The organism is Rhizohabitans arisaemae (genome assembly GCF_025996515.1).
GTDB classification, from domain to species: domain Bacteria; phylum Actinomycetota; class Actinomycetes; order Streptosporangiales; family Streptosporangiaceae; genus Rhizohabitans; species Rhizohabitans arisaemae.
In genome coordinates, this window is the sequence record NZ_BLRH01000024.1 from 251,338 (window position 1) to 269,550 (window position 18,213).

At 68.9% G+C, this 18,213-nt stretch carries 11 protein-coding genes; 9 read left to right on the plus strand and 2 right to left on the minus strand.

All coding sequences use genetic code 11. From position 1 onward, the window contains the following. The first annotated feature begins 251 nt into the window (after positions 1 to 251). The 3 genes from RUR_RS11440 (at position 252) to RUR_RS11450 (ending at position 5,040) form a co-directional block, all read left to right on the plus strand. The gene (locus RUR_RS11440; protein WP_283134949.1) at positions 252 to 1,562 is read left to right on the plus strand and encodes a S1 family peptidase; all 1,311 of its coding nucleotides are present in this window, start codon (positions 252 to 254) and stop codon (positions 1,560 to 1,562) included. 317 nt (positions 1,563 to 1,879) lie between these two features. Continuing rightward, a complete protein-coding gene (locus RUR_RS11445) occupies positions 1,880 to 3,295 on the plus strand; it encodes a trypsin-like serine protease (RefSeq protein ID WP_283134950.1) in 1,416 nt (471 codons plus the stop codon). 332 nt (positions 3,296 to 3,627) lie between these two features. Further along, positions 3,628 to 5,040 carry a hypothetical protein gene (locus tag RUR_RS11450; RefSeq protein WP_283134951.1) on the plus strand — a complete coding sequence of 471 codons (1,413 nt, stop codon included), beginning with the start codon at positions 3,628 to 3,630 and terminating at the stop codon, positions 5,038 to 5,040. A 149-nt stretch (positions 5,041 to 5,189) separates the two neighbouring features. Here the strand turns inward: RUR_RS11450 and RUR_RS11455 are convergent, their stop codons facing one another. Both RUR_RS11455 and RUR_RS11460 read right to left on the minus strand, forming a co-directional pair. Further along, positions 5,190 to 6,539: an FAD-dependent oxidoreductase gene (locus RUR_RS11455; RefSeq protein ID WP_283134952.1), complete on the minus strand. Its 1,350-nt coding sequence runs from the start codon at positions 6,537 to 6,539 to the stop codon at positions 5,190 to 5,192. After that, positions 6,530 to 7,150, minus strand: coding sequence for a TetR/AcrR family transcriptional regulator (locus RUR_RS11460; RefSeq protein ID WP_283134953.1), 621 nt, complete (start codon positions 7,148 to 7,150; stop codon positions 6,530 to 6,532). Before RUR_RS11460 ends, RUR_RS11455 begins: the two co-directional genes overlap by 10 nt. A gap of 362 nt (positions 7,151 to 7,512) precedes the next feature. Here RUR_RS11460 and RUR_RS11465 point away from each other — a divergent pair, with 362 nt between their 5' ends. The 6 genes from RUR_RS11465 (at position 7,513) to RUR_RS11490 (ending at position 17,957) form a co-directional block, all read left to right on the plus strand. After that, positions 7,513 to 10,185: a PEP/pyruvate-binding domain-containing protein gene (locus tag RUR_RS11465; RefSeq protein WP_283134954.1), complete on the plus strand. Its 2,673-nt coding sequence runs from the start codon at positions 7,513 to 7,515 to the stop codon at positions 10,183 to 10,185. Positions 10,186 to 10,287: 102 nt separating this feature from the next. Next, positions 10,288 to 10,824 carry an NUDIX hydrolase family protein gene (locus RUR_RS11470; RefSeq protein ID WP_283134955.1) on the plus strand — a complete coding sequence of 179 codons (537 nt, stop codon included), beginning with the start codon at positions 10,288 to 10,290 and terminating at the stop codon, positions 10,822 to 10,824. Between the two features lie 190 nt (positions 10,825 to 11,014). Then, on the plus strand, positions 11,015 to 11,701 hold the full coding sequence (locus RUR_RS11475) for an L-2-amino-thiazoline-4-carboxylic acid hydrolase (protein WP_283134956.1): 687 nt from the start codon (positions 11,015 to 11,017) through the stop codon (positions 11,699 to 11,701). Between the two features lie 518 nt (positions 11,702 to 12,219). Beyond that, positions 12,220 to 13,977 carry an amidohydrolase gene (locus RUR_RS11480; RefSeq protein ID WP_283134957.1) on the plus strand — a complete coding sequence of 586 codons (1,758 nt, stop codon included), beginning with the start codon at positions 12,220 to 12,222 and terminating at the stop codon, positions 13,975 to 13,977. Positions 13,978 to 13,979: 2 nt separating this feature from the next. Then, positions 13,980 to 15,464: an amidase gene (locus RUR_RS11485; protein WP_283134958.1), complete on the plus strand. Its 1,485-nt coding sequence runs from the start codon at positions 13,980 to 13,982 to the stop codon at positions 15,462 to 15,464. Between the two features lie 942 nt (positions 15,465 to 16,406). Next, the gene (locus tag RUR_RS11490; RefSeq protein ID WP_283134959.1) at positions 16,407 to 17,957 is read left to right on the plus strand and encodes a hypothetical protein; all 1,551 of its coding nucleotides are present in this window, start codon (positions 16,407 to 16,409) and stop codon (positions 17,955 to 17,957) included. The last annotated feature ends 256 nt before the right edge of the window (positions 17,958 to 18,213 follow it).

Sequence of the window (18,213 nt, forward strand, 5' to 3'; positions counted from 1 at the left end):
TCTGGCGGTTTTTGGGATTTGGACATTCAGAATATAGGATCTCTTAGGGCCGTAATTCCTATTTAGGGCATGGTTCACTTCGTTCCGGTGACTTCCGACCACGGAAGTCCTCGGACCTGGAGACCCCTATGGGCCGTGTGCTCCCGAGGACCTGCGCGCTACTCGCCGCAGGTGTCCTTGTTCTCCCGTTGCTCGATTCCCCTGTTTCGGCTGCCACAACGGCCACGACGATTGTGGTCACCCCGGTTGAGGTGATCACTGTCGACCCCTTCGAGAACCCCGTCACGCTCCCATACCTGATGGACTTCGTGCTGGGCCGGGCCGAGACCCGTGCGCTTGCCAAGCCGGATGTGTACGCGGTGCCGTATGTGGTGAACGGGCAGTTGTTCTCGCCGGTGGTCGATCCGGCGGAGCAGGCCGCGGCGTCCAGCCTGGTGGTGCCGCGGCTGCTGCCGACGCAGCCGGACGACGGGACCGACGACGAGACCGCGATGCCCCCGCCGGATGAGACGGAGAAGCCCGCGGATCCGCCGCCAGCTGCCGCCGAGGTGGCGGTCCCCGAGCGGAAGCTCGCCCCGCAGGCTTCGGGTTCGCTCGCCGCCGAAGGCGAGACGACGTCGATGGACATCCAGGTGCCGATCGTGAAATACAGCTGGAACCGGCTGGAGGCGATCAAGGACGAGGTGCTCGGACTCACCCCGGACGTCCTGCCCGGGGTAGACCATCTGATCAATGCGATGGTTCAGCCGGAGCGCAACCGGGTCGTCGTCGAGGCCAACGCGGCACCCGACGCCTTGAGGACCGCGCTCGCCACGCGCTACGGCTCCGACGCGGTCGCGATTCTCCTGACCGACGCCGTCAGGCCTTCGCCCCTGGCCCGTCACAATGACGGCAGCCCGTTCTACGGCGGATCCAAGATCAGGACCAATGTGACCTCCGGCTGCACCAGCGCGTTCCCCTGGCAGGTCCAGGGGGTCGCCCACATGGTCACCGCCGGGCACTGCACGAGCGGTAACGGGTGGGCGAACACCCCGGTCACCGAGATGGGTACGGTGATCAAGGACAACTGGAACAACGGCAAGGGCACCGTCAAGATCGATGGTCAGACCGCCTACCGGGGCGACGTCTCCCTCATCAAGGTCAAGTCCGGCAAGACCGTACAACCTCGGATCTACGTCGGCAACGCGACATCGGGGTCCAGCCGCATCGTCGGCGGCATGTGGTCGCGTAAGGCCCGGCACGGCGACAAGTTTTGCTCGGGAGGACAGGTCACCGGCGAGCTCTGCGGGTGGATGGTCTACACCGCCGGCATGACCGTCCACTACGGTGACGGCACCATCCTGAGGAACGCCTTCTTCGCGAAGAAGAGAGGTACGTGCCCGCGGGGAGGTGACTCCGGCGGACCGGCCTACACCGTCAACGCCAGAGGCAGAATCGTCGCCAAGGGCGTCTTCAGCGGCGGTGGGGGAAGTGGGACCGCCGCCAACCCCTGCCGTGGGTACTTCACCGACATCTGGGACGCCTATGCGGCGTTGCCCGGGTCACCGAAGGTGGGCAGCTGAACCGCTTCCGCCTCGGTGAGATGAGATGAGGGTGCCCGCGATCCGGCTTGGTCGCGGGCGCGTCTCCTGCCGACCGGGTGTCTCGCACAACGTGCTCCGGTAGCCGATCGGTCGCTCGTCGTCGCATGTCCCGGCACACGTGATGGTCTGATCAGCGATGTCGGCAACCGGGGACTAAATCGAACGGCGGTTTCAACAGTTTTGCGGATTCGGGCATCTGGAATGTTCGTGAGAAGAGCGCCGAAATCTCGTCTCCCCCGTGGTTCACTTCGATCCGGTGATTTCCGGCCATGGAAATCCTCGGATCTGGAGACCTTATGGGACATGTGTTCCCGAGGGCCCGTGCGCTACTTGCGACGGGTGTCCTCTTTCTCCCCCTGACCGTCGCCCCCGCGACAGCCGCCACCGCCACGACGATCGCCCCGGTGGAGGTGCTGACCCAGGACCCGTTCCTGACCGGGGAACCGCTGACCTACCCGCAGGACTACGCGCTGCAGCAGGTCGAGGAGCAGGCACGGGCCAATCCCGCCGTGTACGCGGTGCCGTACGTTTCGGGAGGCGAGGTGCGCGCTCCGGTGGTGAACACCGGTGGGGGTGGGGCCGGTGCGATCAGAGTGATCTTCCCACCGCCTCCGCCGCAGCCCGATGACGGGACCGACGACCTCACCACGGTGCCGCCGCCGGACGAGACGGAGAAGCCGGTGGATCCGCCTCCGGCCGCGGCGTCCGTGTCGGCTCCCGAGCAGAAGACATCCCCGGCGCCGGTGTCGACGGCCGAGGGAGGCGCGGTGGCCGTCCGCGTTATGCCGGCTCGATACAGCTGGAGCCAGCTGGAGGCGATCAAGGACGACTTGGCGGAGCTCACCCCGGCCGTGCTGCCCGGGATGGAGAACCTGATCAATGCCGCGATCCATCCCGAGCGCAACCAGGTCGTGCTCGAAGCCACCGCGGCACCCGACGCCCTGCGAACCGCGCTCGCGGCCCGGTACGGTCCCGGCGCCGTCGCGATCCTGCTGACCCCTGGAGCGTCCAGGGGCGAGCCGCTGTCCCGGCAGGACGACGGCAGCCCGTACTACGGTGGATCCAAGATCTATCCCATGGGGGGCGACGGACTGTGTACGACCGGGTTCACCTGGCAGGTCGGCGGTGTCCCCCACATGCTGACCGCGGGGCACTGCACGGCCATGGGCGGAACGGTGAAGAACCCGCGCGGTGTGATGGGGACGGTGATCAAGGACAACTGGGGGAACTCGAAGGGGACCGTCAAGATCGACGGGCAGACCTCCTTCCACGGGGATCTCGCGCTCGTCAGGTTCGCGTCAGGGAAGACCGCCAAGCCCCGGATGTACGTCGGTGCCTGGAACTCCTCGGCCAGCCGTGCCGTGGGCTCCATGAACTCCCGCCGGATGAGAAAGGGCGACAGGTTCTGCACCGGTGGGCAGCGGAACGGCGAGATCTGCGGGTGGATCGTGCTAAAGGCCGGCGTCCTCGAGTTCTACCCCGACGGCACCGTCCTCAGGAACTCCGTCAGGGCGACCAAGTTGAAAGGTTCGACCGGTTGCAATCAGCGGGGAGACTCCGGTGGTCCGGTCTACACCGTCAACTCCAGGGGGAAGGTCGTGGCGAAGGGGATCATCAGCGGCGGCCATGTGGTCGGCGATCGTTGCTACCTCTACTTCACCGACATCTGGGACGCCTTCCTGGCGATGCCCGGCTCGTTGAAGACCGGCTGATCACGGTTCGATGAGGCGAAGGTGCCCGTGATCCGGCAGGGTCGCGGGCACTTCCCGGTGGGGTGGCCGTTCCGTGGAGGAGCCTCGTCCGGTGGACCGGATGCCCGGGGTCGCGGGCGACAGCGGATCGACGCCGTCGTCGAGGTGGAGTGTGACCTGGTGAGCTGTGGTGTTCGCAATCGGGGACTAAATTGAAGGGCCGTTTCAACAGTTTTGTGCATTCGGATATCAAGAATGATGGTGATGTTTAGGCCTTAATCCCCTTTAAAGGAGTGGTTCACTTCGTTCCGGTGATCTCCGACTTACGGAGATCCTCGGATCTGGAGACTCCCATGGGACGTGTTCTCCCGAGGACCTGTGCGCTACTCGCGGCAGGTGCTCTTGTATTTCCGCTGATCAGCTCCTCCACCACCGCCTCGGCAGCCACGACGGTGACGATCACCCCGGTGGAGGTGCTCCCGCAAGACCCCTTCGCGAATCCGGTGCCGCTCAGTCACGCCGACGCCTACGCGCTGGAGAAGATGCAGGAGCGGGCGCAGGCCAATCCCGGTGTGTACGCCGTACCGTACGTCGCGAACGGCACGCTCTACTCACCTGTGGTCAACCCCGCCGAGCAGGCGGCGGCGGAAACCCTGTCGGTGCCCCCGCCCCCGGCGGTCGACGACGGGACCGACGACACCACCGCCGTACCTCCGCCGGACGAGGGCGGGAAGCCGGCTGAGCCGCCGCCCGCCGCGGCGGCTTCCGAGCTGCGGACACCCGGATCCCAGGTCGCTCCGCAGGCGGTGCCGCCTCGGGTGAACCTGTGGATCGAGGCGCCGCTGGTCCAGTACAGCCTGAGCCGGCTTGAGGAGATCAAGGACGAGGTTCTGGAACTCACCCCGGATGTGCTGCCCGGGGCCGAGCACCTGATCAGCGCGACGGTCGAGCCGGAGCAGAACCGGGTCGTGGTGGGGGCGAGCGCCGCCCCCGACACTCTGCGGACCGCCCTTGCCACGAGGTACGGCATCGACGCGGTGGCGATCCTGGTGACCGACGCCCCCAGGCCCCAGCCGCTGAGCCGCGAATTCGACACCAGCCCGTTCTACGGCGGGGCCAAGACCTACCCGAGCATCGGCGGGATGTGCACGAACGGCTTCTCCTGGGCGGTCGGGGGCGTGTCCCACATGCTCACCGCCGGACACTGTACGAGTATGGGTGGGTATGTGAACGTCCCGCCGACCAACCGGGTGGGCACGGTGGTCAAGGACAACTGGGGCAACAGCACGGGTACCGTCAAGATCGACGGGCAGACCCAGTACCGGGGGGACCTCTCCCTCATCAAGGTGGTTTCCCCTAAGACGTCGGTGGGCCGGATCTATGTCGGGAACCACGCCTCCTCGGCCAGCCGGGCGGTCGCCGGCATGGCGTCCCGGTGGGCCAGGCGCGGCGACAAATTCTGCTCCGGGGGCTGGCGGAGCGGTGAGATCTGCGGATGGACCGTCGCCGCCATCGGGGTGGACGTCCGCTACAACGACGGCACGCTCCTCAGAAACGCCGTCTTCGCGTCCAAGCGCGGGGCGTGCATGGGGGTGAGCGACTCCGGCGGCCCCGCCTACACCGTCAACTCCGCGGGCAAGGTCGTCGCCCGAGGGATCATCAGCGGCGGAGGCGGCGACGGCAGCGCCGCGCGGCCCTGCCTCGGCTACTTCACCGACATCCGGCACGCCGATGCGGCCCTGCCCGGCTCGTTGAAGACCGGCTGACGTCGACGACACAGGTGCCCGTGGCCCCCGCTGGGACACGGGCACCTGTGTCGATTCGTGTGCGGTACGGCTTCGCGTCTCCGGCCTGAATCGGCGCTTCCCAGGCGAGCCGATTTCGATGGGCCGGAAAGGTCATCCGACGGCGGTGGTCACACCCCGGTCGTCACGGGTTCGTTCTCCCGGGATCCGGGTGTTTCGGTCTCCCAGGCTCTGGGGGCGGAGTGGGCGAAGCCCTGCCGGAAGGTACGGCGACGCAGGGGCCCGACCTTGGCGCAGATCCGGAACCAGGTGCGCAGCATGATCTGCCCGAAGGCGCCCGTGTTGGCGAGCACCTGGTCCTTCTCGGCGAGGGCACTCCGCACGGCCGCGTAGCCGTACTCCCGCATCTGTTCCTCGTAGGCCGCGATCGCGGGGACGAGCTCCCGCTCTCCCCGGTGCGCGGCGGTGAGCATCCGGGTGAGCAGGCGCGCGTCCCGCAGCGCGGTGTTGCCGCCGAGGCCGCCGATGGGGGGCATGGTGTGAACGGCGTCGCCCAGCACGGTGACGTTGCCGCTCGCCCAGGCCGGGACGGGTTCGGAGGCGTTGAACGAAATGGCGCCCAGGCTCTCCGGGTCGGCACGGGCGAGCAGGCGGCGCAGGTCCGGACTCCAGTCGGCGATCAGCGTGTCCACGACCCGGGCGAGGGCGTCGCCGGTGAGCTCGGTGACGCCCTGCGGCAGGACATCCGGGTGGGCGACGAGCGCGCACAGCAGGTACGGCCGCTTGAGCGAGGCGGGTTCCGGGCCGCCGTCGGCTTCGGCGAGGGCCTCGGCCGCGCCGGGCGGCGGGGTGAACACCGAGGTGAACATGAAGCAACGCTGGTCGACCATGACGATGTTCATCCCGGTCAGCAGCCGTTCCGGCACCAGGCCCGTGATCTCCTCGGTAAGCCAGATCTTGTGGGCCATGCCCACCGCTCCGGCGCTCACGGAGCGGGCCTGCGGCAGGCGCTGGCGGCGGACCCGGGAGGAGGCGCCGTCGGCGCCGACGAGCACGTCGCCGACCGCGCGGCTGCCGTCGGCGAAGACGGCGGCGACCCGGCCGTCGGCGGTGTGCTCGTATCGCGTGAACTCCGCCCCGAACCGCACGACGTCCCCGAGTCCGGCGCGCAGCAGCCTGCGCAGGGTGGGCCGGTCGGCGGCGTAGTGTCCCTCGGCGGGGTCGGAGACGGCCGGGTAGGCGATGGACTCCTCGACGACGACGAGCTCGCGGAGCCCTTCGGTGACGAAGCCGAAGTCGCCGCCGGGTCCGCAGGTGGCCAGGAACGCCTGCCACAGGTTCTCCGGCAGGCAGGCGCGCAGCGATCGGGCCCCGGCCGGGTCGATGTGGATCCGGTATCCCTCCCAGCGGCTGGCCGGGCCGGAGTCCCGCTCGTAGACGGCGACGCTCACCCCGGCCTTGCGCAGGCCTTGGGCGAGGGCGAGGCCGCCGATGCCCCCGCCGATGACAATCACATGCATTGGTCCTCCCTGGGTGCTGAAAGCAGTTTCATCAGCTGGTTGAAGATGGTTTCCGCCTGTTCCGGGTTGAGCCGGGCTCCCTTGACGGCGGTCATGATGAGCTCCGCTCCGGCCTCCGCCTCGACCCCGGGCGCCCAGACACCGGCCTGAACGCCGTCGGTGAGTATCTCGACGAGGGCCTCCCGCCAGCCCTCCTCGTGCCCGCGCATCGCTTCCCGCACGGCGGGGTCGCGGCGGGCCCGCAGGTCGAGCTCGATCGTCACGATGAAGAGGTCGGGGCGTTCCCGCATCATCGTCCGCAACGTGTCGAGGTGGCCGCGGAGCCGGGCGGCGGGGTCGGGGTTCTCGGGCGATGTGAGCCAGAACTGCCTGGTTGTGTACGCGGCGATCGCGTCGATCAGATCCTGTTTTGTCGCGAAATAGTGGTGCAAGGTCGAGTGATCGATGCCCACTTCGTCGGCAACCTGCCGGAGTCGTAACCCTTCGAAGCCGACTTCGGCCACTCGGCGGAATCCCGCCTGGACCAGTTCGTCGCTGCGAATGTTCGACGTTTCTCTCTTTTTTCCACCAACCACTTGGTTGACGATACTGGCCGGGATCGATCTTCGCAAGCCGTTCGCGAGGGGGCTCGGGTGACCCCTTGTCCGGTACGGCGCGGGCCGTACCGGACGGCGATTCCGCTCCGGCGGTGACCTCCGGCGGTCGCCGCTTCCGGCCGTAGGCCGCGGGGATCGGAGGCGGCACCGGCCATACCGGTCTTGGCGAGATGTTCGCGTGGGCGTCCGGCGGGTTCGCGGCCTCAGGTCGTACATCCGGGGAGTCCCGCCGTCGGGGTCGAGTCCGGCCGGGCCGGGTCGGTGCGGCCAGGTTGAAGGGGCCGGAACTTTCACCGCGGAGCCAGTCCGGGGACGGCCTCGGGGGAGTAGGCTAAATTCATCATGCGATGAGTTGCGTCGCTCCCAAGGAGGCAGCGGTGACCAACCCACTAATCCTGAAATTCGGTGACATAGGGCCTGAGCTCCATGCGCTCGTCGGCGGAAAAGCCGCCAACCTCGGCGTTCTCGTCCAGGCCGGGTTCCCCGTCCCGGCGGGCCTCTGCCTCACCACCGAGGCCTACCGGCGGGTCGCCGAGACCGCCGACCTGGACGACGTCCTCCAAGAACTCGCGCAAACCCCCGCCGCGGACGTGGCGGCCCTCAACCGGCTGGCCGAGCGGGCCCGCCGGCTCGTCGCCGCCGCCCCGGTCCCGGGCGACATCGCCGACGCCGTACGGGGCTCGGCCCGCGGACCCGTGGCCGTCCGATCCTCGGCCACCGCCGAAGACCTGCCGCACGCCAGCTTCGCCGGACAGCAGGACACCTATCTCAATGTGGTCGGCGCCGACGCGGTTCTCGACGCGGCGCGGCGCTGCTGGGCCTCGCTCTGGACCGACCGGGCCGTCGCCTACCGGGCCGCGAACGGGATCGACCACCGGAGCGTACGCCTGGCCGTGGTGATCCAGGAGATGGTGCAGGCCGAGATCGCCGGGGTGATGTTCACCGCGAACCCCGTCACCGGCAGGCGGCGCCAAGCCGTGATCGACGCCGCCCCCGGGCTCGGCGAGGCCGTGGTCTCCGGCGCGGTCAACCCCGACCGTTTCGTCGTCGACCCCGGAACCGGGCGGATCGCCGAGCGCCGGCTCGGCGACAAGCTCACCGCCGTCCGCTCGGTGCCCGGCGGCGGCACCGAGCACGCCGAGGTCCGGATCGAGGGGGCGTGCGTCACCGACGAGCAGGTCAGGGCGCTGGCCGCGCTCGGCGCCGAAGTCGAGGACCACTACGGCGCGCCCCAGGACGTCGAATGGGCGATCGACGCGGCCGGCACGATCTGGCTCACCCAGGCCCGGCCCGTCACCACCCTGTACCCGGTGCCGGAGCCGAACCCGGCCAACCTCGCCCGCATCCCCGGTGACCTGCGCGTCTACTTCTCCGCCAATGTCGCCCAAGGCGTCTTCCGGCCGATCACGCCGATGGGCATGTCCGCCTTCCGGGTGCTCTCCTCCGGCGCCGCCCGGCTGTACGGCCTTCCGGTGGCCGACCATCGGACCGGAGCGCCCGTGTTCGCCGAGGCGGGCGAGCGGATCTACATCGACATCACCGGGATCATGCGCAGCCGCGCCGGCCGCACCCTCTTCCCCCGGCTGCTCGACGTGATGGAGGCCAGATCGGCCAAGGTGCTCCGCGGCCTGCTCGACGACCCCCGGCTGAGCCTCACCCGGACCTCCTGGCTGCCGCTCGCCCGGCGGCTGGCCCGGCTCGGGATGCGTTTCAAGATCCCCCCGCGGGCCGTACAAGGCCTGATGAGACCCGAGACCGCGCATCGGCGTGCCGAGTCGGTCCTGGCCGAGGCGCGGGTACGGCTGACGCTGCCCCCGGACCTGCCGCCCCTCGAACGGCTCGACCGGGTCGAACGGGTGCTGGCCGGGGCGGTGCCCATGGTTCCGCCGATCGCGGCCGGGGCGATCGGCGGCTTCCTCATGCTCGGGCTCGCCCACCGGCTCCTGGGCGCCCGCGCGAAAACCGGTGACCTGCAGACCGTCCTGCGGGGCGTGCCGCACAACGTCACCACGGAGATGGACCTGGACCTGTGGCGGCTCGCCGCCGGAATCCGGGACGACGCCGAAGCGGTCCGGTGCCTGCGGGACCTCCCGGCCGAGGTCTGCGCCGAGCGTTTCCACGCCGGTTCACTGCCGCCGATCCTGCAGACCGGGCTCACCGCCTTCCTGGACGGGTACGGCCATCGGGCCGTCGCGGAGATCGACCTGGGGATGCCCCGCTGGTCGGAGGACCCCCGCCACATCCTCGGCGTCCTCGCGAACTACCTGGGCCAGCGGGACCCGGACACCGCGGCCGACGTCCTGTTCGCCAAGGGCGCCGGCGAGGCCGATCGCATGATCAAGGTGCTGGGGCACCGGGCCGGCGGGCTTCGCGGCGCCGTCGTCCGCTTCGCCCTCGGCCGGGCCCGGGCCCTCGTCGGCCTGCGGGAGATGCCCAAGTTCGTGATGGTGACCCTCCTCGCCGGCGTCCGATCCCACCTGAAGACCATCGGCGCCGAGCTGGTGGGACGGGGACTCCTGGACGGTACGGAGGACGTCTTCTTCCTCAACCTGGGCGAAGTCCGCGCCGCGCTCGGCGCCGTACCGTCCGACCTGCGCCGGATCGTCGCCGAGCGGCGTGAGGTCTACGATCGGGAACTGCGCCGCAGGCACATCCCCCGCGTGCTGCTGTCCGACGGCACCGACCCGGAGGCCGTCGCCGGAGCCGCCGCACCCGTCGAAGGCGCACTCACCGGCACCCCGGCGTCGGCGGGTACCGTCACCGGCAAGGCCAGAGTGGTCCTCGACCCCGTCGGGGCGTCCCTGGAGCCCGGGGAGATCCTGGTCTGCCCCTCCACCGACCCCGGCTGGACCCCGCTCTTCCTCACCGCGGGCGGCCTGGTCATGGAGATGGGCGGCGCCAACTCGCACGGCGCCGTGGTCGCCCGCGAGTACGGGATCCCCGCCGTCGTCGGGGTCGACCGCGCCACCGAACACCTCACGACCGGCCGAACCGTCACGGTCGACGGCACCTCCGGCACAGTCGCGGAGGTCACCCCTGCGGCGCTCTGACCGGAGGTCGAGCCGTCCCATCGGTCGAGGCCGGTGCGCTCCTCGGCGCGGCTACCAGGGGGCAACCGGGTGTTTGCCGGGTTCGCGAAGTACGCTGGCTGAATGGCTGAAATGATCGAAACCGCGTCCGGCTGGCTCGCCCCCGACGAGCTGGAGTCGATGCGGGCGCGGATGCCGATCCTCTACGTCGACGCCGTACCGGTGCGCGTCGACGACACGGGAACGGTCACCCGAATCGGCCTGCTGCTCCGGATCGGGCCGAGGGGGAAGGTCAGCCGTGCCCTCGTCTCCGGCCGGGTGCTGCACCGCGAACGCGTCCGGGACGCGCTCCTGCGCCACCTGGAGAAAGACCTCGGCCCGGTGGCGCTCCCTCGCGTTCCGGCTTCACCCCAGCCGTTCACCATCGCCGAGTACTTTCCGGAGCCGGGCGTCACGCCGTACCACGACTCCAGGCAGCACGCGGTGTCCCTCGCCTACGTCGTTCCGGTCGCGGGTGACTGCCGTCCCCGGCAGGACGCCCTCGACCTCGTCTGGTTCACCCCGGACGAAGCCGCGTCGCCCGTGGTCCAGCAGGAGATGAACGGCGGACAGGGCAACCTGCTCAAGCAGGCCCTCGCCTACGTCGGCCGCCTCCCCTGATGCGCCGGAACGCTCAGCCGTCCGGGCTCGGCGGTAGGATCGTGCCCGTACAGATCGATTGAAGTTCGTCGGCGCCTGGTCGGTGGTGGAGCGCGTCGGCGTGCTCGCTCATGTCGCGAGCACGGCCGTCATGCTCCGCGGGGTGTGTTGTGTCCGTGTTCGGGACTGAGTCCGTCCCGAGAGGATTGACATGACCACCGACCCCTTCGAGCTCACCACGGGTGAATACGTCCCCGACCCCGAGCGCGACACCACCCTGCTGATCGACGGCTACTTCGACTGTCTTGCGGCGCAGCTGTCGAACCGGGGGCTGCCGCCGTCCCTCCTGGACGAGATGCGGGAGGGCCACACCCGGCTGATCGAGGCCAACCGGCTTCCGGTCGTGGACGAACCCGCGCGCCACAACCTCCGGATGACGCTCGCCATCCTCGCCGGATACCGCGTCCTCGAACCCGAGCTCGGCAGGGCCGAGGCGCTCGAACTCGTCGAGAAGGCGTTCGTCGAACCGCTCGGCGACGCGATGCGGGCCGGGACCGCGGCGATGCTGGACGCCGCCCTCGACCCGTTCACCACGATGGTGAACCTCGCCAAGACGCGGGAACGGGAAGCGTTCGGGGAGGCGTTCACCTTCGAACGCGCCGTCGACGACGACCGGCGGTACCTGCTCAACGTCCGAGGCTGCTTCTACCACGACGTGCTGGTCGCGGGCGGGGCTCCGGAGCTGACCCCCGCGATGTGCGCGTTCGACGGCAACTGGATCTCGGCGATCGACCCGGACCGGCACGGGTTCCGGTTCGAACGGGAGACCACCATCGGGTACGGCGGCGGCCACTGCCCCTTCCACTTCCGCAGAAACGATCCTGACCCGGCTGAGTGAGCCCGGCGACGGCGGCCGGTGCCCTCCGCGGCGCCGGCCGCCTTCTGCTGTGCGCGGGGCCGTGTTCGCCGGGACCGCTGCGCGAGCTGTATGCACCGCGCGGGGCTGTGGTCGACGCGCGGGGCCGCCCGGAGGTTGTGACAGGACGGGGCGTTGCGGTAGATCTGACGTAATAGATATACCGAAATAGGCTCTCTTGAGGGTTGACTCGGCTCAGGTTGGGTGTGGCATCATAATTAATAGTAATCAATAGTCTTGTTTAGCTGTCTTTCATGCCATCGTCTGGCCGGACGTTCCGGTGTGACAAGCCCGGAGCCGACGGCCGGTGGCCTGCGGACCACGCCGCAGGCCGTACAGACCCGTCGTGAAGATCGTCATTGTCGTCCGCGGGGGTCGGGACGACCGCCGAGACGATCCGAGCGCGGGACCACGCTGAGGCCGTTCACACCGTCGGCTCTCACCACCCGCTGCCGACCGGGTCCTGCCGGCATGCCCCGACGTAGGGAGTGCACTGAAGAATGTCCAGGTCATCGTCGATCCCCACCGCCGACACGGTGCTGACCAACGCCACGGTCATCACAGTCGACACGGAGTTCAGCACCGCGGAGGCCGTCGCCGTCGCGGGCGACCGGATCATCGCCGTGGGTACCCATGACGAGGTGATGCGGCTGGCCGGTCCGGAGACCCGGGTGATCGACCTGGGCGGCAGACCGGTACTTCCCGGCTTCATCGACACCCATGCGCATATCGGGCTGTTCGGCCAGGAGAAGCTCTGGGTCAACCTCGACGGGGCGTCCACCGTGGCCGAGATCTGCGCCCGGATCGGTGCCGCCGCCGCGGACAAACCGGCCGGTGAGGTCATCATGGCCACCCCGGTCGGAGATCATCCGTACTTCTTCAACGTCCCCCAGGTGATCGAGGAGGGCCGGTTCCCGACCCGGCAGGAGCTCGACGCGGTCGCTCCGGATCACCCCGTCTACATCACCGCCCCCACCAACCGGGTGCCGAACAGCGCGGTGTTCAACACACTCGCGCTCCGGCTCGCCGGGCTGCTGGACGAGGTCGTCCCCGACGACGCCGAGAACGTCAAGGTCACCCCGGATGCGTACTGGCTCGACGGCATCGAGGTGGTCCGGGATCCGGCCACCGGCATCCCCACCGGGGAGATCCGCTACATGCAGCCGGTCTACAACCCGTCCCGGTTCTACCAGCGGATCACCCCGTTTCTCCCCGCGCCCGGTTACGAGTCGATCCGCGAGGGCATCCGGCTCATGGCGCCGGACTTCTACGCCACCGGGACGACGACCCTGCTGGAGAACCACCTGACCAGGCCGGAGGAGGCCCGGGCCTACGCCGATCTGAAGTTGCCGCTGCGGGTCTTCTTCACCCACGAGATCGACCCCCGTCTCCCGCTCGACCAGATCGAGCGGATGCTGAGCATGATCGCCTGGAGCGGTGGGGAAGGCTTCGGCAACGACCGATTCGGTTTCACCGGGGTGAGCATCGGTGTCGACGGGCCGCACTGGCACGGTGCCGGGGTGGCGGACGAGCCCTACGTCGGGCCGTACGGGGACATGATCGACCCCGGCCCGATCGTGCCTGAGGAGCTCTACCGCGAGATCGTCCGGCTCGCCGCCGGGTACGGCCTGCGGGTGCACTCCTGCGGCGGCGGGCGCCGGGCGATCCAGATCGTCCTTGACGCCTTCGCCGCGGCGGACCGGGAGAGCTCGATCGCCGATCGGCGGTTCGTCCTCGAACACTGCGAATTCCCCACCCGCGAACAGATCGCCGAATGCAAGCGTCTCGGCGTCATCCCCACCACCACGACCAACTTCCTCTGGGGGAAGGTCTCCGAGGTCTTCGTCGACCGGCTCGGCGGCGGTGACTACTCGGAGAACTCCATCCCGTTCCGCTGGTGGCTGGACGCCGGCATCCCCGTCGCCCAGGAGACCGACTGGGGCCCGCACGAGGTCATGTTCTCGATCTGGCAGTCGATCGCGCGGCAGTCGGGCCTCACCGGTGAGGTGATCGGGGCGCACCAGCGGGTCACCCGCGAAGAGGCCATCCGGATGTTCACCAACAACGGCGCCTACGTGCTCTTCAAGGAGGACGATCTCGGCTCCGTCGAGGTCGGCAAGCTCGCGGACCTGATCGTGCTCTCCGACAACCCGCTGACCTGCGTCGAAGACGACATCAAAGACATCCAGGTGCTCGCGACCATGATCGGCGGCAAGGCCGTGCACGGGCACGCGCTGCTCAAGGAATCAGGGGAATGACCATGAACGAGATTCACTTCACCTCGGCCGCCGAACTGGCCCGCCGGATCCGCCTTCGCGAACTCTCCCCGGTGGAACTGCTGGAAACCGTCATCGATCGGATCGAAGAGCGAAACCCACACGTCAACGCCGTTGTCTACAAGGGCTACGACGACGCCCGCGCGGCGGCGCGCAAGGCCGAGCAGGCGGTGACCACGCGGGAGGAGCTCGGCGCCTTCCACGGGGTCCCCACCCTGATGAAAGACCTGTTCGACTTCAAGCCCGGCTGGATCTCCACCATGGGCGGCGTACGGGCACTCGCCGGCTACATCCCCGACTTCGCCTGCGGCTGGGTCGAGCGGATGGAACACGCCGGAGCGATCATCGTCGGGAAGACGAACACCCCCGTCCTCGGCCTCCGCGGCGTCACCGACAACCCCCTCTTCGGCCCGGCGCGCAACCCGTTCGACCTCACCAGGAACCCCGGAGGCTCCTCCGGCGGCAGCGCCGCCGCCGTCGCCGACGGCATGGTCCCCTTCGCCGAAGGCACCGACGCGGGCGGCTCCATCCGCATCCCCTCCGCGCTCTCCGGCGTGTACGGGTTCAAAGCCTCCCTCGGGCGGACCCCCGCCGCCATCCGGCCCAACGCGTTCGGCGGCATCAGCCCCTTCGTGCACGAAGGCGTCATCGCCAGAACGGTGCTGGACGTCGCCGTCGGCACCGGCATCCTGTCCGGGATCGACCCCCGCGACCCGTTCAGCCACGGCGAACCGGCCGACTTCACCGCGCATCTGAACCGGGGCGTACGGCGGATGCGCATCGCCTACAGCCCCGACTTCGGCACCTACCCCGTCGCCCCCGACGTGGCCGCCGTCGTCGCCGCCTCCGTCAAACAGTTCGAACGGGCCGGTGCCGTCGTCGAACAGATCGACATCGACCTGGGGATGCACCAGAGTGAGATGCTCGACATGTTCATGCGGCTCATCGCCGTACAGAACATGGAGACCATAGACAACCTGGCAGCTCAGGGAGTCGACCTCCGCGGCGAGCACGCGGCCGACCTGCCCCGCGCGGTGCATGAGTCGGCGGCACTCGGCAACCGCCTGACCGCGCGTGACATCTCCCGCGACCAGCGGCTGCGGACCGGCGTCTACGACGCGATCCAGACGGTCTTCGACACCTACGACCTTCTGATCACGCCGACCGTCGCCGTAACCGCACCGGTCAACGACACGAACGGCGAAACCGAAGGCCCCTCCGAGGTCAACGGCGAGGCCGTCGACCCGCTGCTCGGGTGGTGCCTCACCTACCCGATCAACATGACCGGGAACCCCGCCGCGTCCGTCCCCGCCGGACTCACCGCCCAAGGCCTCCCCGTCGGCATGCAGATCATCGGCCGCCGCGGCCAAGACGGCGACGTCTTCGCCGCCAGCGCCGCCTTCGAGGAACTCCAGCCCTGGATCCACACCTACCCCGGCCACATCGCCGACCCCACTCTGCCCTCCTGACCCTCTACCGCCGGGGTGCCGTGCCGGTCTTATCGGCTCCGGCACGGCACCCCGATCCCCGTTCCCGCTGTACAGGCTGAGCCGTGCCCACCGTGTCTCGGCTCGCCCTCAAACGGCGATACCACGCGAGCCGAGCCATCGGTGCAGACCGGCAACTCACGGAGACGCTCTGCGAGAACGGGTATGTCGGACTTCCATCCCTCCAGGGATGATCTGCGACTCCCAGATGGGCATCACGAAACGCCACGGCGAGGTTGCTATCCCTCCAGGGATGATCTGTGACACCGCCGTACTCACTCGGCCGGTCCCGGTCGGCTGTTTCGATCCCTCCAGGGATGATCTGTGACGATCAACTTCACAGCTGAGCGACTATTCGGATTGGTTTCGATCCCTCCAGGGATGATCTGTGACCCGAGGGTAAAATCGCAGGTCAGCAGTGGTTTGGTGGGGGTGGTTTCGGGGCTGTTTTGCAGTGACCCGGCGGTAGTGCATCATCGCAGGTCAGACCTTGATCAAAATACTTCCTCGGGTCGGCTTGGGTTCGGGTTCATGGTCGCAGTCTCAGCCGGTCCACGTCATGGAAATCGGGGCGTTGGCCCTCTGACCGGACAGCCTTCAACCGCGTGTATTCCACTCGCCGTCGATGCATTGGTTGGCGGTAGGTGCGTCCGATTTGCCGCCTATCACGTCCGCATAACCGGTTCAGGTGACGGCCAGGTTACGGGGGTTTTGCTGAGCTTCCTCCGCTGACGTCGGGAAAGACCCGACGGCGGATCGGGGGAAGTCATGTCACTGCTGTCCGTTCACCGTCCGGTCGCGCCGCCAGGGGCCGATGCGAGGGCACGTCCCTCCGCGAGGCGGTGGGTCGGGTGGCTGCTCGGTGGCGGGTGGGTTGCCCAGTTCGTACTCCGGCTCTGGCTGTACCGGTATCACGCGGGGCCGGTGGCCAACCCCGATGAGGTCGGATACCTGCTCGCGGCCCGCCTGCTGGCCGGCGGCCCGGGCGGCGACTACAGCGGCTCGACCTTCTATCAAGGCGGCTATGCGCTGCTACTTGTCCCGGCCTTCTGGCTCGCCTCGGACCCGGGAACGGTCTACCGGCTGATCGTCGGGATCGGCTCCGCGGTGGCCGCCGCCGCGTTTCCGCTCGCCTACCTGGCACTGCGTAGCCTCGGTATGGCCGTACGGCCCGCGCTGCTTCTGGCGTTCGCGGCGGGGGCGTCGCCGTCGCTGCTGGCGTTCTCGGGACTGGCCCTGGTCGACGCTGTGCTGCCGACGCTGCTGCTCGGCTGGCTGATCACCCTCTACGACCTCGCCCACCGCGGTTCGATGCGGGCGTCGGCCCTCGCCGGGGCGCTTGCGGGCTTCATGGCGGCAACGCATATGCGGGGATACGTCGTCTTCGCCGTCTGGGCGCTGGCATTGGCGGGGCTGGCGGTCACGAGGAGGATTGCGCCGAAGGCAGCCTTCACGGGGGCGATCGTCGGCGGCATGACCGCCCTGGCCGGAGCGGTCCTCAACGCCAGGCTCGCCGCCGACCTCTACCCAGGTGGGGCGCGCAATCTGTCGGGCCTGCTGGTCGACCGCCTCACCGGGTTCGACGGGCAGAGCTGGGCCCTGGCCGGTGCCGCCGGCCAGATTTGGTACCTCGTCGTCGCCACCTGGGGGCTCGCGGGGGTGGGTCTCGTCGCCGCTGCGGTGACCGCTGTACGGCGCGGGGCGGCGCTTGCCCACCGGGTGACGTCGGCCGCCCTGCTGACGATCACGCTGGGCACCGCCTACGCCTCGTCCGCGGCGTTGCCCGATGAGCATCGGGTCGGCAACTACGCCTACGGCCGATACCTCGCGTTCGTGGCGCTGGCCTGGACGCTCGCCGGGCTGGTCGCACTGCTCCGCGCCCGGCGGACCGTCGTACCGGGGCTGGTCCTGGGTACCGTGGCCCTGGCGGCGGCCACCGGCGGCGGGGCGGCCCTGTACGCGGGAGACCGGCTTCACCGATACAACTTCATCGCCTTCGACTTCCCTGAAGTGATCTTCCTTAGTGGGGTGCGCGACCGCCTGGACATGGCGACTGCCTCGTGGACAGCGGTAGCCCTACTCGCCTGTTTCGCTGTGGCCGCGCTCACCCCGCACCGGGTCCGGGGGCTCCTGACCGTCGGCGCCCTAGTCGCGGTCAACGCGGCTTTCGCCGTACACATCGCCCCCCAAGCTCCGCCAAACCCAGACCCTGGACGGTTACCCCAGCCGCCGCCGGGGCGGGTGGCGCTGGACAATCGGATCCACTGGCGATTGTGGGTACAAGTGGCGTACCGGGTTTCGTGGACCGAATTGGAGCGGTTCGACGGGAACCGGCAAGCCGTACCCCACGGCGTGTGCAGCACCGTGCTCCCACCCGCCGCGACCCCGCCCCCTGGCTGGCGCGCCGCCGGTTCCCGCCCCGAGTGGACCCTGTGGACCTCCCCCCACTGCCCGCCCGGCCGAACTCCCGGCTGACCACGTCAAAGTGCGAGGGCTCTCACCGTAGAAGGCTCGCGTCCAACCTCCGGGATGATCTGAGAACTCCACCCGGATATCGATCCCTCCAGGGGTGATCGGGAACTCAGGTCGCCTGCTCACTCGGCCTAGACCAGGAGACGTTGCGATCCCTCCAGGGATTAATGCCCTGAAATTTAGCAACTTTCGGGGCAACCTGTCCGGTTTCCTGCGTCCGGTCACAGATGGATCACCATCTGACGTAGACACCAAAAAA